The sequence below is a fragment of the Shewanella sp. SP1S2-4 genome (assembly GCF_031932075.1).
Taxonomy (GTDB): Bacteria; Pseudomonadota; Gammaproteobacteria; order Enterobacterales; family Shewanellaceae; genus Shewanella; species Shewanella baltica.
This window is the reverse complement of sequence record NZ_JAUOET010000016.1, coordinates 69,089-94,033: the sequence shown is the minus strand read 5'-3', so window position 1 is coordinate 94,033 and position 24,945 is coordinate 69,089. Positions and strand designations below refer to the sequence as shown.

Annotated in this window: 26 protein-coding genes and 1 tRNA gene; 15 read left to right on the top strand and 12 right to left on the bottom strand. The window is 47.4% G+C overall.

Annotated features, from left to right (window positions below; all coding sequences use genetic code 11):
* Nucleotides 1–349 precede the first annotated feature (349 nt).
* The 4 genes from moeA to Q4Q52_RS14995 all read left to right on the top strand — a co-directional run bounded on the left by moeA (nucleotide 350) and on the right by Q4Q52_RS14995 (nucleotide 3,418).
* Nucleotides 350–1,603, top strand: a complete 1,254-nt coding sequence (gene moeA / locus Q4Q52_RS15010) for a molybdopterin molybdotransferase MoeA (RefSeq protein WP_311990975.1) — start codon at nucleotides 350–352, stop codon at nucleotides 1,601–1,603.
* Nucleotides 1,604–1,613: 10 nt separating this feature from the next.
* The gene (gene moeB, locus Q4Q52_RS15005) at nucleotides 1,614–2,381 is read left to right on the top strand and encodes a molybdopterin-synthase adenylyltransferase MoeB (RefSeq protein ID WP_311990974.1); all 768 of its coding nucleotides are present in this window, start codon (nucleotides 1,614–1,616) and stop codon (nucleotides 2,379–2,381) included.
* Nucleotides 2,382–2,480: 99 nt separating this feature from the next.
* Nucleotides 2,481–3,143, top strand: a complete 663-nt coding sequence (locus tag Q4Q52_RS15000) for a Bax inhibitor-1 family protein (protein ID WP_259515998.1) — start codon at nucleotides 2,481–2,483, stop codon at nucleotides 3,141–3,143.
* Between the two features lie 17 nt (nucleotides 3,144–3,160).
* On the top strand, nucleotides 3,161–3,418 hold the full coding sequence (locus tag Q4Q52_RS14995; protein WP_311990973.1) for a DUF333 domain-containing protein: 258 nt from the start codon (nucleotides 3,161–3,163) through the stop codon (nucleotides 3,416–3,418).
* A gap of 73 nt (nucleotides 3,419–3,491) precedes the next feature.
* On the opposite strand, the gene rlmF is transcribed toward Q4Q52_RS14995, so the two are convergent.
* Together rlmF and Q4Q52_RS14985 are read right to left on the bottom strand one after the other, a co-directional pair.
* Nucleotides 3,492–4,583, bottom strand: a complete 1,092-nt coding sequence (rlmF, locus tag Q4Q52_RS14990; RefSeq protein WP_311990972.1) for a 23S rRNA (adenine(1618)-N(6))-methyltransferase RlmF — start codon at nucleotides 4,581–4,583, stop codon at nucleotides 3,492–3,494.
* Between the two features lie 58 nt (nucleotides 4,584–4,641).
* The gene (locus tag Q4Q52_RS14985) at nucleotides 4,642–5,064 is read right to left on the bottom strand and encodes a flagellar basal body-associated protein FliL (RefSeq protein ID WP_107946212.1); all 423 of its coding nucleotides are present in this window, start codon (nucleotides 5,062–5,064) and stop codon (nucleotides 4,642–4,644) included.
* Between the two features lie 171 nt (nucleotides 5,065–5,235).
* On the opposite strand from Q4Q52_RS14985, the gene Q4Q52_RS14980 reads away from it, so the two are divergent.
* Nucleotides 5,236–5,811 (top strand): chorismate lyase, encoded by a 576-nt coding sequence (locus tag Q4Q52_RS14980; RefSeq protein ID WP_107946211.1) that lies wholly within the window; start codon nucleotides 5,236–5,238, stop codon nucleotides 5,809–5,811.
* 81 nt (nucleotides 5,812–5,892) lie between these two features.
* On the opposite strand, the gene Q4Q52_RS14975 is transcribed toward Q4Q52_RS14980, so the two are convergent.
* A complete protein-coding gene (locus Q4Q52_RS14975) occupies nucleotides 5,893–8,490 on the bottom strand; it encodes an immune inhibitor A domain-containing protein (RefSeq protein ID WP_311990971.1) in 2,598 nt (865 codons plus the stop codon).
* Between the two features lie 316 nt (nucleotides 8,491–8,806).
* The gene (locus Q4Q52_RS14970; RefSeq protein WP_011848195.1) at nucleotides 8,807–9,400 is read right to left on the bottom strand and encodes a YhgN family NAAT transporter; all 594 of its coding nucleotides are present in this window, start codon (nucleotides 9,398–9,400) and stop codon (nucleotides 8,807–8,809) included.
* A 219-nt stretch (nucleotides 9,401–9,619) separates the two neighbouring features.
* Here Q4Q52_RS14970 and Q4Q52_RS14965 point away from each other — a divergent pair, with 219 nt between their 5' ends.
* A complete protein-coding gene (locus Q4Q52_RS14965; RefSeq protein WP_311990979.1) occupies nucleotides 9,620–11,284 on the top strand; it encodes a metal transporter in 1,665 nt (554 codons plus the stop codon).
* Between the two features lie 61 nt (nucleotides 11,285–11,345).
* Nucleotides 11,346–12,149: an NRDE family protein gene (locus Q4Q52_RS14960; protein ID WP_311990970.1), complete on the top strand. Its 804-nt coding sequence runs from the start codon at nucleotides 11,346–11,348 to the stop codon at nucleotides 12,147–12,149.
* A 73-nt stretch (nucleotides 12,150–12,222) separates the two neighbouring features.
* Here the strand turns inward: Q4Q52_RS14960 and Q4Q52_RS14955 are convergent, their stop codons facing one another.
* On the bottom strand, nucleotides 12,223–12,675 hold the full coding sequence (locus Q4Q52_RS14955) for a nuclear transport factor 2 family protein (protein WP_311990969.1): 453 nt from the start codon (nucleotides 12,673–12,675) through the stop codon (nucleotides 12,223–12,225).
* A gap of 129 nt (nucleotides 12,676–12,804) precedes the next feature.
* Between Q4Q52_RS14955 and Q4Q52_RS14950 the strand changes: the two genes are divergently transcribed.
* A complete protein-coding gene (locus tag Q4Q52_RS14950; protein WP_311990968.1) occupies nucleotides 12,805–13,368 on the top strand; it encodes a lysophospholipid acyltransferase family protein in 564 nt (187 codons plus the stop codon).
* 26 nt (nucleotides 13,369–13,394) lie between these two features.
* A complete protein-coding gene (locus Q4Q52_RS14945; RefSeq protein WP_311990967.1) occupies nucleotides 13,395–14,018 on the top strand; it encodes a LysE family translocator in 624 nt (207 codons plus the stop codon).
* Nucleotides 14,019–14,045: 27 nt separating this feature from the next.
* Here Q4Q52_RS14945 and Q4Q52_RS14940 read toward each other — a convergent pair whose 3' ends face one another.
* Entirely contained in the window at nucleotides 14,046–15,311 is a 1,266-nt protein-coding gene (locus tag Q4Q52_RS14940; protein WP_006083709.1) for a mechanosensitive ion channel family protein, read from the bottom strand.
* Nucleotides 15,312–15,519: 208 nt separating this feature from the next.
* Between Q4Q52_RS14940 and Q4Q52_RS14935 the strand changes: the two genes are divergently transcribed.
* Nucleotides 15,520–16,098 (top strand): TonB-dependent receptor, encoded by a 579-nt coding sequence (locus Q4Q52_RS14935; protein ID WP_311990966.1) that lies wholly within the window; start codon nucleotides 15,520–15,522, stop codon nucleotides 16,096–16,098.
* 26 nt (nucleotides 16,099–16,124) lie between these two features.
* Here Q4Q52_RS14935 and Q4Q52_RS14930 read toward each other — a convergent pair whose 3' ends face one another.
* On the bottom strand, nucleotides 16,125–16,517 hold the full coding sequence (locus tag Q4Q52_RS14930; protein ID WP_259582577.1) for a DUF1090 domain-containing protein: 393 nt from the start codon (nucleotides 16,515–16,517) through the stop codon (nucleotides 16,125–16,127).
* 233 nt (nucleotides 16,518–16,750) lie between these two features.
* On the opposite strand from Q4Q52_RS14930, the gene Q4Q52_RS14925 reads away from it, so the two are divergent.
* The gene (locus Q4Q52_RS14925; RefSeq protein ID WP_311990965.1) at nucleotides 16,751–17,377 is read left to right on the top strand and encodes a DUF3157 family protein; all 627 of its coding nucleotides are present in this window, start codon (nucleotides 16,751–16,753) and stop codon (nucleotides 17,375–17,377) included.
* A gap of 92 nt (nucleotides 17,378–17,469) precedes the next feature.
* The gene (locus tag Q4Q52_RS14920; protein ID WP_311890542.1) at nucleotides 17,470–18,501 is read left to right on the top strand and encodes a DUF481 domain-containing protein; all 1,032 of its coding nucleotides are present in this window, start codon (nucleotides 17,470–17,472) and stop codon (nucleotides 18,499–18,501) included.
* Between the two features lie 3 nt (nucleotides 18,502–18,504).
* On the opposite strand, the gene Q4Q52_RS14915 is transcribed toward Q4Q52_RS14920, so the two are convergent.
* Together Q4Q52_RS14915 and Q4Q52_RS14910 are read right to left on the bottom strand one after the other, a co-directional pair.
* Nucleotides 18,505–18,936, bottom strand: coding sequence for a VOC family protein (locus Q4Q52_RS14915; protein WP_011982063.1), 432 nt, complete (start codon nucleotides 18,934–18,936; stop codon nucleotides 18,505–18,507).
* 18 nt (nucleotides 18,937–18,954) lie between these two features.
* Nucleotides 18,955–19,593, bottom strand: coding sequence for an MliC family protein (locus tag Q4Q52_RS14910; RefSeq protein WP_311990964.1), 639 nt, complete (start codon nucleotides 19,591–19,593; stop codon nucleotides 18,955–18,957).
* Nucleotides 19,594–19,996: 403 nt separating this feature from the next.
* On the opposite strand from Q4Q52_RS14910, the gene Q4Q52_RS14905 reads away from it, so the two are divergent.
* Nucleotides 19,997–20,632, top strand: coding sequence for a hypothetical protein (locus Q4Q52_RS14905; protein ID WP_311990963.1), 636 nt, complete (start codon nucleotides 19,997–19,999; stop codon nucleotides 20,630–20,632).
* A 207-nt stretch (nucleotides 20,633–20,839) separates the two neighbouring features.
* Entirely contained in the window at nucleotides 20,840–22,174 is a 1,335-nt protein-coding gene (locus Q4Q52_RS14900; protein ID WP_259578771.1) for a M48 family metallopeptidase, read from the top strand.
* A gap of 139 nt (nucleotides 22,175–22,313) precedes the next feature.
* On the opposite strand, the gene yedF is transcribed toward Q4Q52_RS14900, so the two are convergent.
* The 3 genes from yedF to fdhD form a co-directional block, all read right to left on the bottom strand.
* Nucleotides 22,314–22,547, bottom strand: a complete 234-nt coding sequence (gene yedF / locus Q4Q52_RS14895) for a sulfurtransferase-like selenium metabolism protein YedF (RefSeq protein ID WP_006084883.1) — start codon at nucleotides 22,545–22,547, stop codon at nucleotides 22,314–22,316.
* Complete coding sequence (yedE, locus tag Q4Q52_RS14890; RefSeq protein WP_311990962.1) at nucleotides 22,547–23,761, bottom strand: selenium metabolism membrane protein YedE/FdhT; 1,215 nt, start codon at nucleotides 23,759–23,761, stop codon at nucleotides 22,547–22,549. Before yedE ends, yedF begins: the two co-directional genes overlap by 1 nt.
* 110 nt (nucleotides 23,762–23,871) lie before the next feature.
* Nucleotides 23,872–24,708 carry a formate dehydrogenase accessory sulfurtransferase FdhD gene (fdhD, locus tag Q4Q52_RS14885; RefSeq protein WP_311990961.1) on the bottom strand — a complete coding sequence of 279 codons (837 nt, stop codon included), beginning with the start codon at nucleotides 24,706–24,708 and terminating at the stop codon, nucleotides 23,872–23,874.
* 141 nt (nucleotides 24,709–24,849) lie between these two features.
* Between fdhD and Q4Q52_RS14880 the strand changes: the two genes are divergently transcribed.
* Nucleotides 24,850–24,944: transfer RNA gene (locus Q4Q52_RS14880), tRNA-Sec, on the top strand.
* Nucleotide 24,945: the final 1 nt, after the last annotated feature.

Sequence of the window (24,945 nt, the reverse complement as noted above, 5' to 3'; positions counted from 1 at the left end):
AGTAAATCCTCTTTTGCATTCGAACTGAATCATGGGGCACATTGTCATCAAGGGGGTCGACAAAAGCAACAAAATTTACCTTTAGATTTTTAGCTAAGTTAATGATTCATTGATAAAAATGATTTTCATTTGTCCAGCGACTCGCGTTCAGCCTTCGACTTAGCTGCGCAAATTGCGTTACTTCTTGCTAGGTTATCATCCAAAGTGGCAGGAAAAACTGACTGGCCTATCACAGAAACTCACATGCAAATCATAGCCATCACCGATCACCGTGGCATAATAGCCAATCATAGTCAGGTGGAAATTCATTCAGCGTCATCACGACCCATTGCATATAAGGCAGACCCTCATGTCCGTAACAGCCGATCCTTGTTCGCAACCTAGCTTAATGCATCCAGATCAAGCTATTCCCCTTTTGCTCGAACAAGTTAGCCCAGTGTCAGACACCGAAGTCGTATTGCTTCCCCATGCCCTTGGCCGCGTCCTTGCAGAAGATCTCGCTTCCTGCATCGACCTGCCACCCTTCGACAACTCCTCCATGGACGGTTACGCCTTCCGTTTTGTCGACTTGAATACGCAAACCAATCACACCTCATTACGCCTTATCGGCACTTCGTTCGCCGGCCATGGTTTTGAAGGTGAAGCCAAACCTAATACTTGCATACGGATCATGACGGGCGCGCCCGTGCCTGCGGGTTATGACACAGTACAAATGCAGGAAGAAGCCGAAGTTGAAGGTGAGATTATTCATATTCGCCATCCTAAGGCGCAAGGTGCCAATGTGCGTTGTCGTGGCGAAGAGCTGACCCAAGGCACTAAAGTACTTACTGCTGGTATTCAAATTGGCGCTGCCGAACTCGGCGTATTGGCCACTATTGGTATCAGCCAAGTGCGAGTCTATCGTCAACTTAAGGTGGCGTTTTTCTCCACGGGTGACGAACTGCGTCCTGTTGGCAGCGAACTCGCGCCGGGGCAAATTTACGATTCAAACCGTTACTCGATTCAAGGTTTACTCAGCCGCGCTAATGTTGAATGGCTCGATTTAGGCGTGATTGCCGATGATCCTGAAGCCATACGTCAGGCATTTCGCCAAGCCGCCAGCCAAGCAGACATGGTGCTAACCTCGGGCGGCGTGTCCGTCGGCGAAGCGGATTTCACAAAACAAATTCTCGATGAAGAAGGTAAAATCACCTTCTGGAAACTCGCCATCAAACCAGGCAAGCCCTTTGCCATGGGCAAAATTGGCAAGGCGGTATTCTGTGGTTTACCGGGCAATCCCGTGTCTTCTATGGTGACGTTTTACAAACTCGTTTGGCCAATACTGAACAAGATGCAAGGTTTAACCCCAGTCGAGCCTTTGATGTTGGACGCCACTCTCACCACGCCAGTGCGTAAACAACCGGGCCGCGTCGAATATCAACGGGGCATTTTAAGCCGTAATGCACAGGGCAAACTCGAGGTTGCCATTACTGGTAGCCAAGGTTCTGGCATGTTGACCTCAATGAGCCTAGCGAACTGTTTCGTTTTATTGGAACAATTCCAAGGGGATACTGCCGCTGGCACGCAAGTGACGGTCGAGCCCTTTAACAGCGTGCTCTGCTAGGAAAATCTCAATGAATGTGCCTGACGATATTCTCAGCGACAGCGAACTCTTAAGATACAGCCGTCAGATCTCCATCAAAGCCATGGATATCGACGGCCAAGAACACCTAAAACAAGCGAAAGTGTTGATGATAGGTGCAGGCGGATTAGGCTGCGCCGCCAGCCAATACCTCGCAGTTGCGGGGATTGGCGAGCTGACCTTGGTCGATTTTGATCACGTTGAACTCTCTAACCTGCAGCGCCAAGTGCTGCATCAAGATGCCAATGTCGGCCAGCCAAAAGTCGAATCGGCCAAACAGAGCCTGAGCCAGCTCAATCCCTTTATTAAGATCAACATTATCAATGCAGTATTAGATGATCATGAGATTGACGCCCTTGTCGCCAATCACAATCTAGTGCTCGACTGCACCGATAATGTCAGTGTGCGCGAACAACTCAACCTCAGCTGTTTTAAGCATAAAGTGCCCTTAGTGTCCGCGGCGGCAATTCGGATGGAAGGCATGGTCACTGTGTTCGATTATCACAGCGAAACACCTTGTTATCATTGCTTTAGCGCCCTATTTGGCGAGCAACAACTCAGCTGCGTCGAGTCGGGCATCCTAGCCCCGGTCGTCGGCATGATAGGTTGCTTGCAGGCGGTTGAAGCCATCAAGGTGATCACTGGTATGGGTAAAACCTTAGCGGGCCGCATTTTGATGATCGATGCGATGACGATGGAGTTTCGTGAGATGAAACTACCGAAACACAGCAACTGCAGTGTCTGTGGTACTCAGGCTTAAGATATTCTCGCTTGAAAAACGGCTTTACTTGCCTTAACTTAGCTCGACGCTGGTGAGGCTGAACGACCAGTTAACATAAGGAAATCACAAGGAAAACATATGGATTCGGAAAACAGTGTATTTGATCGTATGACAACAGACGATCCCATCGTTGGCGCAGGTATGTACAACCTCGTTATCGGCCTCACGCTGATTTGGGGTTTTGCGGTTAACTATTGGATGGTCACCAATATCGACCCAGAAGCGATTGCCAGCGTTAATCCTTGGATTTTCTTTATCGGCTATTTTGCCTCCTGTTTCTTCGGGATTTATTTGTTTCAAAAATCGAGTAATCCCATCGTCAGCTTTATTGGCTACAACTTTGTAGTCGTCCCCTTCGGCTTAATTATCAATATGGTAGTCAGTCAATACGACCCTGAGTTAGTGACGGAAGCCATTCGAATCACAGGCCTAGTGACCATTGCCATGATGTGTTTAGGCACACTCTTTCCCGCCTTTTTCCAAAAAATTTCCGGCGCACTCACGATTGCTTTGGTGCTCGTCATCGTCGTCGAACTGATTGAAGTGTTTATCTTTAATACCCACCACGGGATTTTAGATTGGATCGTCGTGCTGATTTTCTGCGGGTATATAGGTTACGACTGGGGACGGGCGAATCAAATTCCGAAAACCATAGATAATGCCATCGATAGCGCAGCCGCTTTGTATATGGATATCATCAACTTATTCCTACGCATTCTGCGGATTCTAGGGCGCAAATAAGTCACCACGGAGTGTCTATGAAAATCCTATTACCGCTTGCTGCAACTTTACTGCTGGCAACTGTGGCACTCGTGGGTTGCGGCGAAGCTGAAAAACCTGCTGCGCAAGTTAAGATTGCTAATCCGGCCTCTGAGTATTGCATCTCTCAGGGTGGTAGCTTAGTAATAGAGAAAACCGCCGAAGGTGAGCATGGTATCTGTACCTTGCCAAACGGTGAAGCCATAGAAGAGTGGGCGTTATTCCGCCGTGATCATCAGGAAGAAAAGCCGCAGTAACAGTGGTTATTTTTACCTTTAATCAAAACAGGCGCCATTGGCGCCTGTTTTGTTATTAAGTAAACTGAAAATCTTAATTGGCTAAGTGTTCAGCGCGCCAGATTTTGCGCTTAGCGGCCGACTGAAAGCTCCACGCTAAGACCCGCGTAATTTTATTGCCTTGCTGCATTTCAATCGTCTTCACTGTATCGACGTTCAACTGTGCTAAGGCTTGATAACAAGGTTTCAGGTTTTCTTGCTTCGACACTAGGCTAGTGAACCACAGGCATTGGTCTGCAAACATCTGACTCTCACGGATCATAGTCGCCAAGAACTGTCGCTCTCCGCCTTGGCACCAAAGCTCTGCCGCTTGGCCGCCGAAATTCAGCTTAGGTGCAGCCTTTACTGAGCTCCCACGATTAAGCTGTAGATTATTCACCTTACGCTTTGTACCTTCGCTCGCCTCGGCCATAGAGGCATGAAATGGAGGATTACACAGGGTTAACTCAAAACGCTCTTCGGCTTGGATTACTCCCTTGAAGACCGCCTTGTCATCTGGCTGTAATCGTAAGCTTATCCGCCCTTGCAGCGCTGGGTTTTGCTCGATAATACTCTGCACATTGGTGAGTGAATGGGCATTGATATCCGAGGCAACAAATTGCCAGCCATACACTTGGCTGCCCAATATGGGATAAATACCGTTCGCGCCTGTACCAATATCTAATACCCTCGCCTTACTTATGGCACATGACTTATCGCCTTCGGCTAACAGATCTGCCACGTAATGCACATAATCGACGCGACCGGGGATAGGAGGACATAACGCTCCTTGAGGAATATCCCAAGAACCAATCCCATAGTGATGTTTAAGTAGTGCCGCATTGAGGGTTTTGACTGCCAAGGGGTCGGCAAAATCTATCGACAACGCGCCATAGGGCGTGGGCCGAACAAAGGTTTTCAGCCGAGGGAATGCACTGATTAGCGCCGGAAAATCATAGCCATTCAAGTGGGCATTACGCGGATGCAGGGCTTTTTTGATTTCAGCCCTAGGTTTGTCTTTGCTGGGCTTTGACCTGCCTTCAGGTTTAACCTGCTTAGATGCGTTAGCTTTTTGGCGGGGGCTCGCTGCGCGGGTTGCGGTTTTCGCAGTCGCTGATGGAACGGATTTAACGGCAGGTTTTGACATAGCAGCTCTTGTAACGCAATGGGCCGACATAAGTCAGCCCATAGAATAAGACAATGAATTAATCGTACAGATAAGAGGTAAAGAGTAAGTTTACAATCAATGCTTTACCTGCTTCTTGAGTGATCAAGTTATTGACCATATCGAAGCACTCACGACGGATTTCTTCACGGCCAGTGAGTGACTTAATCTTTTCTTCCGATTGATTACCTAACACTTCCACAATCGCGGCGCGTAATAGCGGATCGTGACGCTCAATAGTGACCAGATCATCGGGGCTCTTCACCATTAACTCGACGCTGATCTTCACAAACCCTAATTTCTTACGGTTAGAAATGTAGTTAGTGACGATTTCGGGCTCAAAACCATAGTAGGCGTATTCACCCGTAGGTGTTGCCGCGGGTGCAGCTTCTTTTTCATCGGCCGCATAAACACTGAAAACACTGGTAAACAGGATCAGACAGACTGAGAGTAATTTTTTCATAGCGACTTGCGGCTCCCTAAAAACAATCATGGTGATGGAAAATACTTCCCAATCTATATAGCCAAACAACCTGAAAACGCCAGATCAGTATCAGGAGGTCGCTTGGGTATATATGCTAGTGTCGCGACATGTTAAACTGCCGACGTTTGCCTATATTGTAACGAGTATTTAATGAATGTGACTAGCTTAAGCTTCCCCTATGGTGAATCTATTCAGTGGTTTTCAGCCGAACTAGCCGACAAACTCCCAAAATCGCCCTTGAAAGAATGGTTGCTAGCTACAGGCAGCCTAACTCAAAAACTCAAAACTTGCTGCACTCAATTTGAAGTCAAAGTCCTTGGCGAAGGACTGCATGCGCCCTTAGATGGCGAATATCCCCAGCAAGGCTCAGTATGGATCCGCGAAGTGTTACTTTGCCTCGACTCAATCCCTTGGGTGTTTGCCAGAACCTTGATCCCCGAAAAGTTAATGGCCGAGCGCCAAGCGGATTTTTTAGGGCTGGGCACCCGCCCCTTAGGTGAACTACTGTTTAGCCAAGATCATTTTGTCCCTGGCAGAATCGAAGTCGCCAGTTTTGAGACCTGTAGCCGCCTCGCGCATTTAGCCGAAAGTTTAGATCAGAGTGTCGAACATGAACTCTGGGGACGCCGCCGCTATTTTCATCACGGTGAACACGAAATGATCGTCAGTGAAATCTTTCTGCCTGCGGCCGAGCAAGCTATCCGTAAGCTTGAATCCGAGCTTTAGCCAAAGCTGCACTAATGACTGATGACAAATAAAAATGCCTCTAAATTAGAGGCATTTTTGATCTGCTATTACGCGATTCACTTAGCGAATATTTAACTGACGACGCCAAGTCAATAAGCCAAGGAAAGCAAGGCTCAACCAACCTAGACTACCACCGCCAGAACTTTCATTCGCCGGCGGAGTCACCGGAGGTGTGACTGGCGGCGTAACTGGTGCAGTAACGGTCACTGTCAGACTACTAATATCTTTAGTATTTTGCGCATCAGTTACTGTAAGCGTCACAGTATAAGAGCCTGCGCTTGCGTAGGTATGGGTTGGCGAAGCCGCTGCACTTGTGGTGCCATCACCAAAATCCCAAGCGTAGGTTAATGCTCCCGCACCACCATTGACATTACTGGTGAAGTTTACAACTAATTGATTGACTGTATTAGTAAAACTGACTGTTAACGGCGCTACAGCATCAGAATTTGCATTTGCTAACCGAATAACCGCTGTGCTGTTATTACTGGCTTGCGATAGTACCTGCATCGTCAAACCTAACTGCTGCAATACCATACCTGACTGGGGTTGTAGCGGCGCACTGTAATCTAGACTATCATCAAATAAACTGACAGCATCGCGATTATTGTCACCTGCATAGAAGGTTTGTTTTACTGTGCTAAAGGCTGCATCGCGGATTTGTACCTCGGTAGAGCGAGTGCCAATCAGGTTTTGGTCAGCATCAATCACGCCAATCAAGCCATGGCCCGCATGATCCGAGACATTATTGTCACTGTAACCAAAATCTTCTAACCAGACTAATACACCAGGATCAAAACTTGCCACGTTTAAGCCAGCATCGACACCGTTATGGCTACGCAGTTGGATAAGATAGCGAGATGCTGGCCCAGGACGTGAGTCCTTAATCCGACTATAACCATAGAACGTCACTTTATCCGCAACTTCGGCGTTATCACTATAGAACTCAGTGGTATTTTGTTTAACGCTGATGTTATCGAGGGTGATCCCTGACCCTCCGGTATAGTCATCGGTGACATAATTGATCTCGACCGCAATCGTTTTCCCTGAATAGGCAGATAAATCATACTCTAACGTTACCCAAGCATCATTGCCTTCCGCCTGAGCAATCGCAGACGACTCGCCAGTAATAATATGACGAGCGCTATTTACCCCATTGTTAAACTTAGTGTAATTACCCGCAATAGCCTCACCATCCACTTTCACTTGCATGTAGTCATAGTCACGTTCAATACTCCAACTGGCTTTCATACTCAGGATCAGTTTATCTGTCGTGACTGCGGGCAAAGTAACATTGAAATTCATGCTGTTATTCAGCATATCCCCTTGACCAGAATAATACTGATAACTGCCCTGATAAGGTGTTTTAAAGGGGATTGGCGTTGGAGGAAGTGGAATGGAGATCTGGTTAACCGCCTGATGATTAACCGCCTCATTCAAGGTCACATCCATGCCAGATTTTGGAATACTATCTAAACTGATTTCACGTTCATTCAACCACTTACCTTTATATCTTTCCTGTAGGTAAGAGCGCGCATAGGGACTAAAGCCACTCGGCTGGGCACCAGCGATAGCGCCAGCCCAACTTCCACCAGACATCAAAGACCATAACCCTACAGGCGAGCCGTCTTTATTATCATTTTCAGTGGTATCGTATTCATCTGGCAGACCTAAATCATGGCCAAACTCATGGGTACACACGCCCGTGGCCGCATCGATAGGCTGAATGGTATAACCGAATACTTTTTTATCCGTACCAGGAAGCGCATAGCCATTGGTTGCTTGGTCAACAAAAAATCGATGCGACCAAATTGCACTCGCGCCTAAAGCTCCACCACCGGCTTCTTCACCTATGCTAGAGTGGAAAATCATCACATGGTCGATAATGCCATCGGGCTCGTTGTAATTACCGTTGTTGTTCAAGTCATTTTGGTCTTCAACATCATAGCTAGCCAACTCTGCAGGAGACATATTCGCGACGGCTTGAGATACGGCTTCTTTTACCAATTGTTCGACCTGTGAATCACTACGAGTATCTGGATCATTAGCACCATAGTATTCGGCATTTTGTGAGGCGGTATACCAACCCTTTACATCCCCAGTAAAGGAGAAGGTTTGCCCTGAAACCGCTTGATAATATTGATAAGCCGAATCTAACGTCTGCCCCTGTGGACCATTAAAGCCAGTCGTCGAAAAAAGTAATGCCTTGTAGTGGGACGCAGGATAACTTGGGTAATACATGGCCGTATCACCCGCACTTAAGCCATTGTTATCATGTTTTAAATCAGGAAAATCCACTAATATAGAGAGTACTTTAACGGTTTTTTTTACATCCGCATCAACCAGTAAACGCTGTGCGGGTGAGCGCATCATTTGCGATGACTTAGCTCTTTGCAGACGCGCATGTTCGGCTTCAACTTCGATGCGCGGCGCCTTAGGTTGAGCCAAAGTGGCACGATGAATATATGCTTCTATCGCTTCCTGCTTGACGCTATCACTGGCATCCGCGGCCACTTCGCCACGTTTAATCAACCAATATAAAATTCGATCTTTATTAATCACACCCGCATCAGCAGGCGTATGATTCGGAGCCGCAATACTCGCGCCGCTAATCAATGCCAACATCAGTCCAAACGCTGTCACGCCTTTTGCACTTCGCATTTTTAACATCCTTACTGTAACAGCCAACGCCATTCTATTTATTAAGACTAGTGTCTCTTTGTATTAAGACAAATTTGCCTTTATGAGTCATCTACTCAGGGTTTATCTATCTCAAGATAGAGAGACAGAGTTTTTGACATTATCAGCACTGCGTTGAAGTAACAACTTGATACATTACTTCGCTGGCACGATTTACACTTTTGTCAGCGTTTATTCAGCAAACCTCTATGCTGAGGGCATTCCAGCCAAATCCCTGCCATAAAAAAACCGCATTAATAGCGTTAATGCGGTTTCGATTTAAGCGAGCGAGATAAATTTAGCCGGCGGTTTTTAGATAATTTGAAATACCGTCGAGGAACATTTGTACTGAGATCATGACCAATACCATGCCCATCAAACGCTCAACCGCAGTGAGGCCTTTTTCACCCAGCACACGGGTGAAGAGTTTATAAAACATTAAGATCACTGCGCTTGCCCCCCAAGCAGACACTAATGCTATGGTCCAATCGCCCATGCGTGAGCTATCGGTATGCGCCAGTAGAATCAAAGCGGCAAGAATCGATGGACCTGCCATCAAGGGAATGGCCATAGGTACGATAAATGGCTCTTCTCCCGCGGCTAATCCAACGACACCACCGGGTTGAGGGAAAATCATTTTAATCGCGATAAGAAACAGAATAATCCCGCCTGCAATACTCACAGACTCAGAGCGAAGATTTAAGAAACTTAAGATAGCCTCACCCGCATAAAGGAAAGACAGCATGATCACTAAGGCGAAGAGTAACTCGCGGATCAATACCTTACGGCGTTTCTTAGGATCGATATGCCGTAGAATCGACGCAAAAATCGGCAAATTCCCCAGGGGGTCCATGATCAAAAACAACATTACCGCAGCAGAAAATATATCCATTTAACGTATCAACACCCAAGCCAACATAAGCCCATATTGTATAACCTTTTCTCGGCTTAGATCTGAAAATTTCTCCGCTAAATGGCCAAAGTGAATAAAATTCGCCCCCGAAAACCCCAGCGCAAAATGTCAGTTTGGTAAATTGCCAGCAAGTCACTGCTCACTTTGACTTACAGCTGGTATACTATGGCGTTTTTTCAGCAAATTTCCGTGGAATCCATGCTCTATCTTCTTGCTAGTTGTATCGCACTCTTAATTGGGCCACTGTTTTATCGCTACTTTTCATCGGGCAGCGGATTACAGAAGGGGCTCGATGGCTTTATATTCGTCTCATTAGGCGGATTAGTGTTGATCCACATCTTGCCAGAGCTGCTGCAGCATGGCGGTTTGTTAGCCGTTGTTTTTGTATTCCTAGGTATCTGGGGACCGACCGCCAGCGAACGCCTATTCCACCGTTATTCAGAAATCACCCATAATCTCACCTTGTCCCTAGGGATCGGTGGCTTGCTACTGCACACCATCACCGACGGTGGCGCTATGGTATTGGCGCAGCAAGACGGCAGTTCGATCTTACTTGCCCTCGGGGTCATTATGCATCGCCTCCCCGTCGGCCTCGCCATTTGGTGGTTACTCAAACCTCAAGTCGGCACCCGCTGGGCAAGCTTAGTGCTGGTCGCTATGATGCTACTTACGGGTGTTGGTTACTTTGCAGGCGAGCAATTAATCACTCAGCTCAGTTTAGAAAATACCGTTTATTTACAAGCCTTTGTTACCGGTTCTATTTTGCATGTGGTGCTACATCAACCCCACGGCCAGCACGATACCGACAAGCAAGGCAAATACGAGTACCAAGCGGGTATCGGTAGTTTGCTCGGCATAGGCTTGCTCGTGATGCTGCTCTTGATGGATTCTGGCGGCCACGAACATGCCCACCATGATCACAGCACAGAACAATTAATGACTTGGCTACTGACACTCGCGCCCATATTACTGCTGAGCTATGGTGCGGCGGCGCTGCGCTTTAAATTAGGTCTGACACCGCAGGATAGCAGCTTAGCCCGTCGCTGGTTCCAACGCTTAGCGGGGCCAGAAGCCTTAGTCATCACCGCCCTGTTGCTCGGTCCTTGGTTAGCGTTATTCCAGTTACTTGTGGTCTTTATTCTCAGCGCTTATTTAAGCCACGCTAACGTCACTATTACCGATCCACATACTAAATTACCCAGTAATTTCCTACGTTTCGGCTTTGCACATTTAGTCGATCGCAGCGCACCGTGGATTTTACTCAGCCTAGTATTAGTGAATTTAATCGGCCATCCTTCAGTGCCATTAAGCAATCCGCTCCTGCAGGTTATAGTGCTGTTACTCGTATTCTTACCTATGCGTTTCTGCAACTTAGGCGCAGCGGTGCTGGCTCTTGCACTGGCCTACAGTGGCTGGAGCCCTATCGCAATTATGATGCCGCTGATTGCCGCACCTGTGCTTAACATAGCGCAGCTTAAGTTAATGACATGGCCGCAAAGGGCAATATTACTGAGTATTATTGCGCTGAGTTTAGTCGCAGCACTACGTTTGCCACTGTGGTTCTCCCTATTCACTTTGCCAGAAGTGGTGAACTTAGTCGCGCTACTGATCCTGTCGGGATTATTTGCCGCCAGCTTACTGCGCTTAGGCCCACGTAAATTTCTACGCCGCTTAATGCTGAGCAAACCGGCAGCTCATGGGCATAGTCATTCGCACGCGCATGGACATTCCCACGAACATGCTCATAGCCATAGCGCTTCGCACGCATCTGTTCAAAGCACGACTGAAATACCTAGTGCCCATGATCATTCCGATGAACATACACACGAAAAAGCAAAAGCAAATAAGCACTCGCACCACTAACACTGTTCATTTATGAGCAGACAGGCTAAGTTAATCTACCTTTGGATTAATTTAGCCTGCTATGTGCATACTCTTTGTCGCCATTAATGCCCATCCTAAGTATCCCTTAATCATCTGTGCCAACCGCGATGAGTTTCACCATAGACCGACCGCGCCAGCGCACTTTTGGCCACCAGAAGAAAATATACTTGCAGGTAAAGATCTGCAGGCGGGCGGCACTTGGTTTGGGGTGAATAAACAGGGACAAGTCGCCGCTGTGACGAATCTGCGCGTACCGCAAAAGAACCCAGAAGCCATGCGTAGCCGTGGCGAACTCATCACTATGACGCTCAACTCTGGGTCGCTCGTGTGCCCGAATTGGCTCATTGAGCACAGTGACAATTATCAGCCATTCAACCTCGTCTTCGGCCAAGGTACTGACTTATATTGTTTTAACAGTATCAATAAAGACACAGTCAAACTCGCCGATGGGTTTCATGCCATTAGCAATGGTGCACTCGATGATATTTGGCCGAAAATGGCGAAGGGACAACAAGCGCTAGAAACCGTGATAAGTCAGTCAGACAACCTAGAAGTGCAAGCGCTGTTACAGCTGATGAAAGACGACTCTCGACCACAAGATAATGAATTGCCGAACACGGGAGTGGGGATAGAGTGGGAACGGCGCTTAGCCGCAATTTATATTCGTCACCCCGACTATGGTACGCGCTCCACCAGCATTCTACTTGAGGATACTGAGGGCGGCATGCATTTCACCGAAGTGAGATACGACGGTAAAGGTAGACAGCTCGGACAGCAGGATTTCCATTTAACCCTGCCCGCCGAGCCACCCGCTAAGCCAGACTGTTTATTAACGCAAATCTAAACTGAACAACTGTGCAGCCTTAGATTGAAACGGCGCACTTTAGTCAGCGCTGTTGTTCAATTAAAGTAGTAGCTTAGTCCGAACTGTGATCCATAGTGATCACCCAGCGATCGTCAATTTTCTCAATCAACAGGGTAAACACGCCCGTTGGAGCATCTTTTATCCGCCGTAAATCCCAGCGCCCAACGACCATAGCGGCGTAATTGCTGAGCATTTTGATTTCTTTGATCGTGAACTTCAGCTCACCAAGCGCTTCTTTATTGGGATAATTTATCTTATAGGCAGCGAGCGTATCCTCCCAGCCGAAACGGAACTTACCGTTAGAGACAAAACGCAATTGCTCGCTCTTCCAGTAACCTTGCATATAAGCATCGAGATCGCCGCGATTCCAGGCGTCTTCTTGGCCTTTGAGCATCTGCGTAATTTCATCCGTCGGCACCGCACTCACATGGCAAGTCACTAAGAGTAAAAGTGCCGCAAAAACACGCTGCCAGTTAACCTTGTTTAATAGTCCATTTTTCAACATAGTATTGTTCCCCCACAATCAGGTTAGACTGTACTATAGCGAATTCAGCACAGACTATCTTGTTTAAGCCAATTTAAAATCTAAAAAAGCTGATGATATTATTAATTTTTCGACTCTGGGCACCGAACTATGTTTACACCACTTTGCCGTTGGCTACTTAAGCTTTCAGGCTGGCAGATAGAAGGCCAACTGCCCGACTGCGCTAAATACATCATCATAGTCGCGCCGCATACCAGTAACTGGGACTTCATCGTGGGTATCTTAGCTCGTGGGGCGCTTGGCACTCGAATTCACTTTCTCGGTAAACACCAACTCTTTATCCCGCCTTGGGGCTGGTTCTTCCGCGCGATTGGCGGCAGCCCGGTGGATAGACGCAAAAACAACAACTTGGTCGATGCCGCTGTGCAGCTGTTTGAGTCGAAAACCGATTATAAGCTAGCGTTGGCGCCCGAAGGCACCCGCAGCCCAGTAACACGCTGGAAATGCGGCTTCTACCATATCGCCTGCAAGGCTCACGTGCCTATCACTCCCGTTGGCTTAGACTTTAGCCGCCGCACTGTCGTTATCCGTACGCCACTGCAACCCAGTGGTGATATCACGACCGACATGCACGAGATTTTAAGCTTTTATCGCACCATTAAAGGCCGCCATCCTAAGGTGATCCCTGATTTTGTGGCGAGTGCGAAGCATTAATATTTCCCCCATCTAGAGCGGCACACATGCAACCCGAAACTTGGTTACTCTATCTCTTCGCCATTGTATTGATTGGGATCTCGCCCGGCCCCATCGCTATGTTGTCTATGTCCCACGGGATCCATTTCGGCAAGATGCGCAGCATGGCCACCGGCCTTGGCAGTGTGAGTGCCGCTTTAGTCTTGATGATGGCGTCAGCAGCGGGATTAGGAGCCATTATCAGCGCCTCAGAATACGGTTTTACCCTGCTAAAATGGTGCGGTGCGGCCTATTTAGTGTTTTTAGGTATTAAGCTGTTGTTGACCAAGAACCAAGGTCAAACCCTTGAGGTCAGCCAATTAAAAGGCAAAGGCACGCCAAGGCAACTTTATCAGCAGGCGTTTCTGGTGGGGATCAGTAATCCCAAGGATTTACTATTTTTTGCCGCGCTGTTTCCGCAATTTATCGATCTTGCCGCGCCGCAATTACCGCAACTTACTATACTTGCAGCCACTTGGGCCGTGGTGGATTTTAGCTTTGTGATGATTTACGCCAGCATGGCCAATGTGCTTGCGCCCAGCCTAAAGGCGAGCAACAAGCTGCATTGGTTTGACAGAACCAGCGGCGGTGTCTTTCTTACCTTAGCCGCGATTCTTATCTCTCGAAATTAAATCAATAATCGTCGACAGTCATTAACACTAGTCAACCTTAACCGACTTTAAGCTGCGAATATCGTTGCCCGTTGGCGCTTGGAATGCCTGCAGACCAAACTCAGGCAATATCGCAAAAATATGGTCGAAGATATCCGCTTGTATTGCTTCATAAAATGCCCAGCGGGTGTCGTTGGTGAAGATATAAACCTCGATCGGCAATCCCTCAGTGGTCGGCGCTAATTGGCGCACCATTAAGGTCATTTCCTTATGGATTTTATCGTGACGCTGTAGGTATTCCTGCAGGTAAGCGCGGAAGGTGCCGACGTTAGTCAAATGGCGACCGTTTACTTTCATGTCGAGGTCAGACACTCTGGCATTCGACTCACGGATTTCGTTGATCTTTGCAGGGAAATATTCTTTTAAGCAATTGATCTTACTCAGACGCTCGCGCTCTTCCTCGCTCAAAAACTTAATGCTGTTGATATCGATATTGATGGCGCGTTTGATCCTACGACCACCCGACTCAGACATACCCCGCCAGTTGCGAAACGCATCCGACACTAAGGCATAGGCGGGGATCATAGTGATGGTTTTGTCCCAGTTGCGCACTTTGACCGTGGTCAGCGAGACTTCTTCTACCGCACCGTCGGCGCCGTATTTGTCCATCTGGATCCAGTCGCCCTTGCTCACCATACGGTTAGCCGCTAACTGAATACCCGCCACGAAACCTAAGATAGTGTCGCGGAACACTAACATCACAAAACCCGTCGCCACACCTAAGCCGCTGAGGAAGTACACAGGGGACTGATCGGCCAAGATTGAGATAGAAACGATAATACCGACAAAGAATAAAAACAGCTTAGTTAACTGCACAAAGCTTTTAACGGGTAAACGCCGACTCACCAGATTCACATCTGAAATTTCATCGACCGCATCTAAACCCGCATAAATAGCGCGGATCATCAGCACCACCAGCCAAATACTCAGTAGCCGATCGACTAAATTACTTAAGATTTGATGCTCGGTTAAGGCGATGGGCACTAATAGATTGAGCACGATTGCAGGCACTAGCATGGCCAGCTTTTCGAGCACCTTGTAACGCATGAACACGTCGTCCCAGGTAACTTTGGAGCGCAGGATCACCATGTTGACCGCACGTATGACTACGCGTCGAACAATGAAATAAGCGATGCCTGCAAGCAGTAAGCAGGCAATGATCATGATGCTGGTTGATATGCCGTCCGAGGGTTGGCTATCAATCCCAAAGCCCGCTAACCATGCCGAAATTTCGAGCCTTATTTCCTGATCCACAATTCCACTCCAACGTAGGCGCTAGCGCAACAAACCCATACAAAGGTAACCGCCGAGTTGACCTCGGTTAATGTCACCCTAGAAAATACTGACATCCAAACACAATAAATTTACAAACACTTATTTTAAAAGAGATTTTAGCATTTTGAATTGACCGAGCACAAAGGAAAATGAACAATCTTCAACCTGTTCCCAAGGAAATCATCCCATGAGTCGTTATTCATCTATGCTAGCCTGTCTTAGCTTTGGACTATTGAGCCTAAGCCAACCACTTCAAGCTGCCGAATATAGCACTTCGAAGCCATTGGTGATGTCAGATAAATCAGAGAAAACCGCCAATCCTTCTTATATCGCCCTCATGCTGGATTACGTTCCCGCCGCAGACAATCTCTACGGCATTACATTAGCACCCTATCATTTCGATAATAATTACCAGCAATGGGGCTATTACCTCGGCTATGCCCGCAGCCGTGAAACCGATGTAATAGTGCCAGAACCCGCGCTGTCATATCGCCAAGAAAGCCTCTTTCGCTTAGGGTTAAACTACAGCCTCACTGCCGACTTAAGCTTTTATGCGGGCGGCAGCGGCTATATCAGCGCTGTGTCTTACACGAATAACATTTCACCCAAAATTGTCGATGGCAAACCCACATGGGAAGAAGATAAAACCACCCGTTGGGGCGCAGAAGCAGGGCTAAGATACCGCATCACAGAACATTTCATCCTGAGCGCGGGCTACAACTCCAGCACAGAATCCACAGTTTTAAGCATAGGTTACGCGGGCTAAGCTCCTAGCGACTGGGCTTGAGCTATTTATTGCGTTAGCTCGGCTCGCGCCTTAGCAAGCTCCAATTCCACTTCGGCGACCTTATTGCGTTTCTTATTGATTTTATCCATAGAACGACCTTCTTCTATGGCTTTGGCCAGTTCATTTTGGCGCTCAGTCAGTTTTTCTTCTAAGGCCGAAACTTTGGCAACGCGCTCGGCATATAAGCTGTCGTCATCACAATGGGTTGAGACTTCGTAATAGGCCTTTTCGAGCCCGTCAACTTTATGCTTATTGCCCGCCGCTTTCGCTTGGGCAAGTTCGGCACTGATGGCTTCTAACTTCGCCGCGCAGCCCACTTTAGGGGCTTCATCGGCCCATGCTGCCGCGCTCAATGCCAAGCTAATAACGACGCCATAAATTCCATGTTTAATCTGCATCTTAATCTCCTCACGCTTAATTCATTGATCATTGCCGCTATCTGACTGTGTCCTGTCACCGCGCTATCAATATAGTGCCACACTCAGTGAGCTCAATCTGTATTCGAGTCAGTATCTTCCAGCTAAATCCACTTTATTCATCAAAACACGACTTAGACAGTGACTAATATGCGGCAAATTGTTTATGTTAGGGCAGAATATTGACTCAGACGGATATCGGAGCCAGAAAATTAATGCAAACTTCATTACGCCTTAGCTCACTTAGCTCATTGTTATTGCTAACATCATCGGTTATGGCCGCCGACGTAGCTCAAATCACCCTAGAAAATGGCGCCCAAGTCAGACTTAAAGACGACTTTACCTGGGAATATGTGATCACAGAAACCAAAGCTGCGCCCAATGCCTTAGCAGCGACGGCAGTGAGCACCTCAAGCAATATTGCCAGCGTCCCAAGTGTTGCACTCGCCACTCAAACTGTGGCGGCACCTGTCACCACCTTGACTGCCACCGCGATTGCCCAGCCTGAATTATTAGGCTCGACCGCCAAAGACGGGATCAAAGTCAGCTTTACAGGCGGACAATGGAAAGGCGATAAACTCGGACTCAGTTTCGATCTTGCCAGTACCAGCAATGAACACGTGACCTTAGTCGAAGTGGAAGCCAGCTTCTTCGCCGATAATGGCACTTTGCTCAAAACCGAAAAACTCGAAGTATGGGAAGCCATTTTCCGCATGCCTGAAACCTATCTGCGTAAGGGCGAGCAGCGCAAAAGCAGCGTGATTTGGGTCGAAGGCATAGATAAAGCTCAATGGCAGAAGCAGTTAATTAACCTCAAAATCACCGAAATTAACTCCCGCTAATCCTTTGAGTAAAAGCAGGAATTGGACGTTGATGTCCAATTCCATCTCTTCCTCTTAACACTATTGCCTTACTCGCTGTGATATAGGCTAGAATGCCAACATATCCGACACCGTTTATGCTGAGCCAGTCGCTAATGCCAAATCGCTACCCTACGTTATCTATAGCCATGCTTCTGGTGGGCTTAAGTGGACAAAGCCTTGCTGATACCGTGTTACTCAGAAATGGCGATAGAATCACTGGCGAAATTAAAAACTTTGACGAAGAACACTTAATCATCAAACCCAATTATTCCCCTAAAATAACCATCGAACGTAGTGCAATTAAAAGCTTTGAAACCACCCAAAATCATTATTGGAGCATTAATCGCACCCTGCATGATGTGAGCATTCAATACTCCGACCTCGATGGGTTTGTGCTGGTAAATAATCGACAAACTCCTATTAGTGATCTGGTGTTTTCTGACCGAAAAAGTGACTCTGAGTGGCGCTATAGTGGCAGTGTTGAAGCCGCAATTGATGTCACCAGTAACACTAAAAATACCCAAAAACTTCATGCCAAAGGCGATATTACCGCCGAAACCTTACAATGGCGCCATAACCTCAAAACTGAGGTTCGCTATGAAACCGAAGAGAAAACCACTAAACGCAATACGCTTGAAGCTCACTACAGCCTTGACTACCTCATCAGCGAGCATTGGTTATTACGTCAAGAAGATTATTTTCAAGAAGATAGACTCGACTTCCCCGTTCGCAATTATTACGCCGCGCTCGGACCGGGTTATCGATTTTGGGGAATAGGACGAGATAAACTGGACTTTGTTGTCACTTACAACCACTTTTGGTTAGATAGTCAAATATTTACCTATCAACTCAATGCTTGGGCAACCACAATTAACTATAAACAGTATTGGTTTGATGGCGTGCTGGAGACCTATGCCGATCTCCAAATCGCTTTCCCTGACACGCCAACCATTGACTATATTTCAGACTCAATAATAGGGCTTAAGTATCTGCTTACACAAGAGATTTACCTCTCGTTTAAGTATGATATTAATGAAACTCAAACACCTTGGCACACTACTCGTGATATCAAGTACAACCTTGGACTAGGTATTAATTTCTAATCCTCACTCCTGATACGCTAACCTGTACGCCATAGGATGCCCATCATTCAATTGCAGTAAATCCCATAAATTACCGTAGAGATCTTTAAACACAGCGACTGTGCCGTAGTCTTGTTCTTGCGGCTCGCGCGCAAATTCGACGCCATCGGCGACCATGCGGCGATAATCACGCCAAAAGTCATCGGTATTCAAGAATAAGAACACCCGCCCACCCGCTTGATTACCAATAAAATCGAACTGCTCTGGCTTAGAAGCCCGCGCTAACAAAATAGACGCGCCCTTAGAACCCGGCGGGGCAACAACGACCCAGCGCTTATCTTGCTCGGCTTGATAAGTGTCTTCAACCAGTTCGAATTTTAATTTATTCACATAAAAATCAATTGCCTCGTCGTAATCTCTTACGACCAAGGCGATATGCACAAGGGCTTGTTTCATGGCGACCTTCAATTAACGCTATTTGGTCACCAGTTTACACGTCATTTCTGGCGCTTCGAAGCCCCAAACCACTTTCGCTTCGCCTTGATGTTCCCAAAGACTTTCATTGCGGCCTTGATACTTAGCGCCGCTGCCGCTGGGTTGTACAAACATCAATGAAGTACTATCACCATGTTCAGCAATTAGAGTCGCGGGTTCGGTTTTAAAATAAGTCACCACGACTTCATTAGCAGGATTGCCGTCACAGGCATAAAACACTGGGCCGGTCATATCGACTAAACGGTACTGCGCCTGCAGTTCGGCAATACGGGTTTGGTAGCTAGCTTCAATACACGCGTGTTTATCCTCGCTCTTCCAACACTCATTACGGCCTTTCACCCAACCACGCTGCATCGCTTTTAAAGTCGGTGGCTGTTCATTCTTTGCTTTTTCAAGCGCTTGGCTGTAAATCTCAGCTAACTGATTATCGAGTTGGCTCAGTCCCGCATCCTTACAAACCATAGCTTCGATACTGCCCGCATTGACTTTTGCGCAGTCAAAGGAAGGCGCATCGGCCGCCATGGCGCCTGTACTTAACGAACTCACCATCACAACGGCGACGCAATACCTAGTGAAGCCCAGTCGATTATTCAACATCTTATTGATTAACTTTACCATCTCAATTCCTTTATATTCTGTGGTTTACTTCAACGCTTGCCATAGCTAACCCTAGATCGGCTTAACCTAACCTGACTCAAAGAGTCATGCCTTAAATTGCACTCAAAATAGTGTACAAATCGTGATTAAATTCACCTTTATCTCAACTCTCACGAGCACTTCATTCTAGTGCTAACAATCAAATTCGGCGAAAAAAATACATCGACTTTGCAACCCGTGTCCACCAGCCTGTTCGGACACATTGCCGAACACTCTAGCGCCATCTCGGCAGTGATCGGCGGACACTTAAATAGCCATTAGATTGATAAGTAATATGAAATTTTTATGGCACAGATTCTGCTGTGGCAGGTTAATGCAACTCTGGCATAACCCGCCGATCCACACAGCCATACAAGGAAACACTATGAATACGCGCACTCAACTTATGGGCGGTCTGTTTATTCTCGCTCTGATCCCAACCGCCATTTGGGCGACTCAAACAAAGGGCCAAGCAACGAGCAACAGTGCCGATGGAGGTATATCAGTCTTCAGCCAATCAGTGCTCAGCCAAAGTCAGCCAGATTTTTCATGGATTTATGTTAAACAGGATGGCGAGATGACTATCGGTGCTGGCCACAGTGACGATTGGGAGCAACTTGAACGCCAAGGTAATCCTTATCATACCGATTACCTATGGGTGAAAAAAGCAGGCACGCCTTATGTCATCACAGATCCCGCCATAGTGGCGCAAATAAAAACCGCCATCATGCCCATGCAGCAACAGGGTGAGAAAATGAAAGTGTTAGGCGAACAAATGCAGCAAAAAGGCGACGCGATCAACAGCCAAACTCAGCAACTTCTACTCAATATTGCGGCCGATAAAGAAGATCCTCAGATACAGATGGAGATCGACAACCTGAGCACATCAATGGACATGCTTGGTCAACAAATGGATGAGCTAAGCAAAGTTCATGAAAGCCTTTCCAATACCGCAGAGAAGCAAATTGTCAGCCTCGCTCAAGCAGCCATTCAGGCGGGCACGGCGATAAAGGCACCTTAACCGCCTTTGGAAAACAGCCAGCACATTTGCCAACAGGCTAAAAGCCGCAAGATCCTGACACAAGCTTCCTACGCCAGTTGCGCTTAATGCTGATTTAACCGAATCACAAAACGGTTAATTTTGGTATTACGCGTGATAGTGGTTGAATTTTCGAGCGAAATTGACTATTTTCACGCCGCTTGTCACTTCACTAGGAAAAGGATCAACATGGAACAAGTTATTACCCCAACCGCAGGGAAAGATAATCCCATCCAAATGACAGATATTGTCTATTCGAAGGAAAAATCGCTGTTCACTCTGTTAGCGATTATCTCAGGGATCGTCTGGGCAGCATTGATCATAGGCACTTTGGGCATGGCCCTGCTCTATGTGTTGATGTTTTTCATTATTTATCTTTTCAGCCACTCCGCTTTTATCAGCTACCTAAAAGGTACGGCTGTCGAAATCAATGCAGAGCAATTCCCTGAATTACACAAACAATATTTAGCATGCTGCGATCGTTTAGAAATGAAAGAGCCACCACGGGCTTACTTGTTGGCCGCCGATGGCATGCTAAACGCGCTGGCAACCCGCTTCCTCGGCCGTAACTATATCGTGTTGTTTTCATCGATTGTGGATGCGCTTGAGTCCGATAAAGATGCACTTAACTTCTATATCGGCCACGAATTAGGCCATATTCGCCGCAATCATATTGGCAAAGCGCCCTTTTTAGTCTTCGCCACTTGGTTGCCTTTAGTGGGTGCGGCTTATTCTCGCGCCTGTGAATATACCTGCGACCTCCACGGGTTACGTTGCTGCAACAGCTTACGTTCTGCCACCAATGCCGTCGCCGTCTTAGCCGCTGGCGTAGAGCAATGGAAACGTATGAATGTGGATCAATATATCCGCCAAGCTCGCGAATCGAGTGGTTTTTGGATGTCACTGCACGAGCTTAACGGCAGCTATCCTTGGCTGACTAAGCGTATGGCAAGAGTCGACGCCAAAGCGCAGGGAACTGAATACACGCCGCCATCACGCAGTGCGTGGGCATTTGTATTTAGCCTCTTTATGCCACGCATGGGCACGGCAGGCGGTGGACTCATTATTTTTGCTGCGATTATTGGAGTTGCCGCCGCAGTTGCGTTGCCAGCATACAAGCAATATCAAGAAAAGATGAGTGCAGCCACGAGTTATGAAGCCCCGGCTGCAACCGAAGCGACACCAGCAGCCATGACTGTGCCTGACGCAACACTCGCCATTGCCAGTATCGATCAGCAGCACCAAGCATTAACGCCGATCACCGACATCTTAGTTGGCTATTATCAAACCAACCAAGCATGGCCAACTGAATTAGATGCCCTAAAGCTGACGGACGAGCAGATTGCGACATTTAATTTGTACACAGATGGCATTGTCGGCTTTGTAGGAAGCGAAGCCCTCGGTGATTATCAAGGCTACGAAGTCTATCTATCGCCACAAGTCGATGAGCAAAGCAATATCACTTGGGTATGCAGCAGTAGCGACATTCCTGACGAATATCTGCCGCTAGATTGCCAAGGCTAAGCCTGCGTTAACTCGGTTAGATATCGACTACAGGAAACTTTTCCAAAGGAAGTTAATTGTATTTCCAAAGGAAATAGTAAAAAGGCACAAACTTATGTTTGTGCCTTTTTCAGTTTTACGCCTCAGTGAAAATCAGTCACTAACGCTGGATCAGATAACGAATCGTTGGTCCATTCTGCTCAATTTCTAACACTTTATAGCCATGATTTTTAGCATCGAGAGGAATATTATTGATGGACTGCGGACAGTCACTGATCACCTCGAGAATTTCACCGGGCTTTAACTTAGGCATAGCTTCAAGGGTGGCCACAGCAGGATAAGGGCAAGGTTCCCCCACCATATCGAGTTGATAATCTGGAACATATTGATTCATTACGCCGCCTCCGCTAGCAATTGTTCATCACGCTTCGCCTTGCGAGCAAAGAAACGTTTTTCCCATAACAACATAGCGCCAAAGGAAAGTCCCAGCAGCACATAGGTCAGCAATAAGCCGCCTCGATCACCAAAGCTGGTCAATAAATTCACTTTGTCCCAGTTAGTCGCTAAGGGTTGAGCTAGATCATCCCAGTAATACGCCAGTAAAGTCGAACCTAACACATTGCCTAAACCGACCCACCAGAAATGCACTTGGCCTTCAACTGCACGGTACATCCAGCCCGTTTCACAACCACCAGCAAGCACAATACCAAAACCAAACAGTAAGCCACCGATCACCGCATTAGGACCCGCCCACATAATTTTAGGTGGCACACCCAGTTGCACATAGCTGTAAATGCCTATCGCACTGACCGCCATACCTAAGATAATGGCCTTCGCCATGTGAGTACGACCAGTGATCCACATATCGCGGAACGCTGAGGTAAAGCAGATTTGCGCCCGTTCAATTAACAGACCAAATCCGACTCCGCAAAGCATAGCTATGCCGAGTTTAGGCGCATTGAACATAGTCAATAAGCCCCAACCGACGATGCCGACAAACACTAACATACCGATGCGGAAACGACGTCTAGCCTGATTTTCATCCTGCTTAATCGAAGTCGCTTTATTTACCTTCTTCAGCTTAACCGGAATACGGAACATAGGCAGTAAGGTAAATCTTGCACCAAAGTAAGAGCCCGCAGCGGTCGCCAGAGCAAAGAACCAAGCATGCAAAGAGAACTGCGGAATACCCGTGAAGAAGGCCGCTAAGTTACAGCCCATAGCCAAGCGGGCACCAAAGCCAGCAATAATGCCGCCGATCAGCGCCTGAGCAATACGGATACGGCTCTGTGGCATACGCAATTTGACGTTATTGGCCCAGAGTGCCGCCGCAATACAGCCACCAAACATACCGATGATCATCATGCCGTCGATGCGATCTAAAGGAGATCCCTGTAAACCTATCACTTTGAAATAACCCCAGGTTTCAGGCTCTGCACCTAAAAACTGCATCAAATGTCCGCCCCAACGGGTAAATTCCCCCGTCACCGCCCAGAAGGTGCCAGTTAAGCCAAAATAGTAAGTAGAAAGGATACCGGCGGCAATTACCGCGGGCATAGGCGCCCAAAAACGGACTAAATATTCTTGTTTAAATTGTTGCCATGTCATGTCATTACCCTAATGAACGAGACTATAAAAAATAAGCGCAATGCGCTTATAACCTGTGTGCCAGAGTGATTGAAGGCGTTCGACAACTTCAATCTCAAGTGGCCTCACGCTTAAATGGCTTTAGCTAAGCTGACACACTGCTGCCCCAACAGGCGATAACCGTGGGTGTAAAGCGTTGCCCTGCCGTTACGGCAAAAACCGATAAGCGTGATGTTGCTTTTCTCTGCTAATTCCAACGCCAGTGAAGTCACGGCGGACATAGCAAACAGAATTTGGATATTGGCACTGGCGGCCTTTTGCACCATTTCGAAACTGGCACGGCTGGTGAGCAACACGGCGACAGGACGCTGTGCCTGACGCATTGAAAATCCACCGATTAACTTATCCAGTGCAATGTGCCGACCTATGTCTTCAAAGGCGGCTATGATTTGTCCATCTTGATCTAAGCCCATGGCCGCATGCGTTGCACCCGTGAGCCTAAAGTGATGTTGATTCTCTTTGACTTGTTCGAGGGCAAACTGCAGGTGATCGATATTAAATCTGGCGTCCGAATCTACGCGGATAACGGGTTTTACCGCCTCTTCCAACTGAGCCACACCGCAAAGACCACAGCCAGTTCGCCCCGCCATATTGCGCCTTTGCTGCTTGAGTTCCATAAAGCATCTTTGGGTGATTTCCACTTGAATAAGCACGCCTTCGGGAGTGAATTCGAGATCCACCCCTTTAATTTCATTCACATGGGAAACAATCCGCTCCGACAAGGTAAAGCCAATGGCAAACTCTTCGAGGTTTTCGGGGCTGGCTAACATCACAGTGTGGGAAATGCCGTTGTACACCAGTGCCACACGCACCTCGTTGGCGACATAATCGGTCAAATCCGATGCCTGTCCCAGCTCTAACAGGACTACGTTTCTCTCTGTAACCACAGCGTGTGAATGATATTCCATAGCGCCCTCGAAAAACTACAAAACCAAATAAAAACAATTAGTTTGATAACAATTTAAGACTTGTATCACAAACCCATAAACTAAATAAGAATCGCCTTGAATCATCTTTACGCATTTTCTACTATCGAGTTGTCTTCGAATGGAAGAACGTCGTCTCCGGTGAGGCGTCCGGATTTCAAATCCGGGTAGGGCTGCCAGCAGTCCTGGGTAGGTTCGACTCCTATGTTCTTCCGCCAA

Bases quoted from the DNA above. Each gene is read 5' to 3' on its own strand.
- Q4Q52_RS15000 (WP_259515998.1), top strand. From the start codon at position 2,481: ATGGATTCGGAAAACAGTGTATTTGATCGTATGACAACAGACGATCCC.
- Q4Q52_RS14905 (WP_311990963.1), top strand. From the start codon at position 19,997: ATGAATACGCGCACTCAACTTATGGGCGGTCTGTTTATTCTCGCTCTG.
- Q4Q52_RS14910 (WP_311990964.1), bottom strand. From the start codon at position 19,593: ATGGTAAAGTTAATCAATAAGATGTTGAATAATCGACTGGGCTTCACT.
- Q4Q52_RS14935 (WP_311990966.1), top strand. From the start codon at position 15,520: ATGAGTCGTTATTCATCTATGCTAGCCTGTCTTAGCTTTGGACTATTG.
- Q4Q52_RS14965 (WP_311990979.1), top strand. From the start codon at position 9,620: ATGCTCTATCTTCTTGCTAGTTGTATCGCACTCTTAATTGGGCCACTG.
- Q4Q52_RS14995 (WP_311990973.1), top strand. From the start codon at position 3,161: ATGAAAATCCTATTACCGCTTGCTGCAACTTTACTGCTGGCAACTGTG.
- Q4Q52_RS14900 (WP_259578771.1), top strand. From the start codon at position 20,840: ATGGAACAAGTTATTACCCCAACCGCAGGGAAAGATAATCCCATCCAA.
- Q4Q52_RS14945 (WP_311990967.1), top strand. From the start codon at position 13,395: ATGCAACCCGAAACTTGGTTACTCTATCTCTTCGCCATTGTATTGATT.
- Q4Q52_RS14970 (WP_011848195.1), bottom strand. From the start codon at position 9,400: ATGGATATATTTTCTGCTGCGGTAATGTTGTTTTTGATCATGGACCCC.
- Q4Q52_RS14920 (WP_311890542.1), top strand. From the start codon at position 17,470: ATGCCAACATATCCGACACCGTTTATGCTGAGCCAGTCGCTAATGCCA.
- Q4Q52_RS14950 (WP_311990968.1), top strand. From the start codon at position 12,805: ATGTTTACACCACTTTGCCGTTGGCTACTTAAGCTTTCAGGCTGGCAG.
- Q4Q52_RS14930 (WP_259582577.1), bottom strand. From the start codon at position 16,517: ATGCAGATTAAACATGGAATTTATGGCGTCGTTATTAGCTTGGCATTG.
- Q4Q52_RS14960 (WP_311990970.1), top strand. From the start codon at position 11,346: ATGTGCATACTCTTTGTCGCCATTAATGCCCATCCTAAGTATCCCTTA.
- Q4Q52_RS14985 (WP_107946212.1), bottom strand. From the start codon at position 5,064: ATGAAAAAATTACTCTCAGTCTGTCTGATCCTGTTTACCAGTGTTTTC.
- Q4Q52_RS14975 (WP_311990971.1), bottom strand. From the start codon at position 8,490: ATGCGAAGTGCAAAAGGCGTGACAGCGTTTGGACTGATGTTGGCATTG.
- rlmF (WP_311990972.1), bottom strand. From the start codon at position 4,583: ATGTCAAAACCTGCCGTTAAATCCGTTCCATCAGCGACTGCGAAAACC.
- Q4Q52_RS14980 (WP_107946211.1), top strand. From the start codon at position 5,236: ATGAATGTGACTAGCTTAAGCTTCCCCTATGGTGAATCTATTCAGTGG.
- yedF (WP_006084883.1), bottom strand. From the start codon at position 22,547: ATGAATCAATATGTTCCAGATTATCAACTCGATATGGTGGGGGAACCT.
- Q4Q52_RS14955 (WP_311990969.1), bottom strand. From the start codon at position 12,675: ATGTTGAAAAATGGACTATTAAACAAGGTTAACTGGCAGCGTGTTTTT.
- moeB (WP_311990974.1), top strand. From the start codon at position 1,614: ATGAATGTGCCTGACGATATTCTCAGCGACAGCGAACTCTTAAGATAC.
- fdhD (WP_311990961.1), bottom strand. From the start codon at position 24,708: ATGGAATATCATTCACACGCTGTGGTTACAGAGAGAAACGTAGTCCTG.
- yedE (WP_311990962.1), bottom strand. From the start codon at position 23,761: ATGACATGGCAACAATTTAAACAAGAATATTTAGTCCGTTTTTGGGCG.
- Q4Q52_RS14915 (WP_011982063.1), bottom strand. From the start codon at position 18,936: ATGAAACAAGCCCTTGTGCATATCGCCTTGGTCGTAAGAGATTACGAC.
- moeA (WP_311990975.1), top strand. From the start codon at position 350: ATGTCCGTAACAGCCGATCCTTGTTCGCAACCTAGCTTAATGCATCCA.
- Q4Q52_RS14925 (WP_311990965.1), top strand. From the start codon at position 16,751: ATGCAAACTTCATTACGCCTTAGCTCACTTAGCTCATTGTTATTGCTA.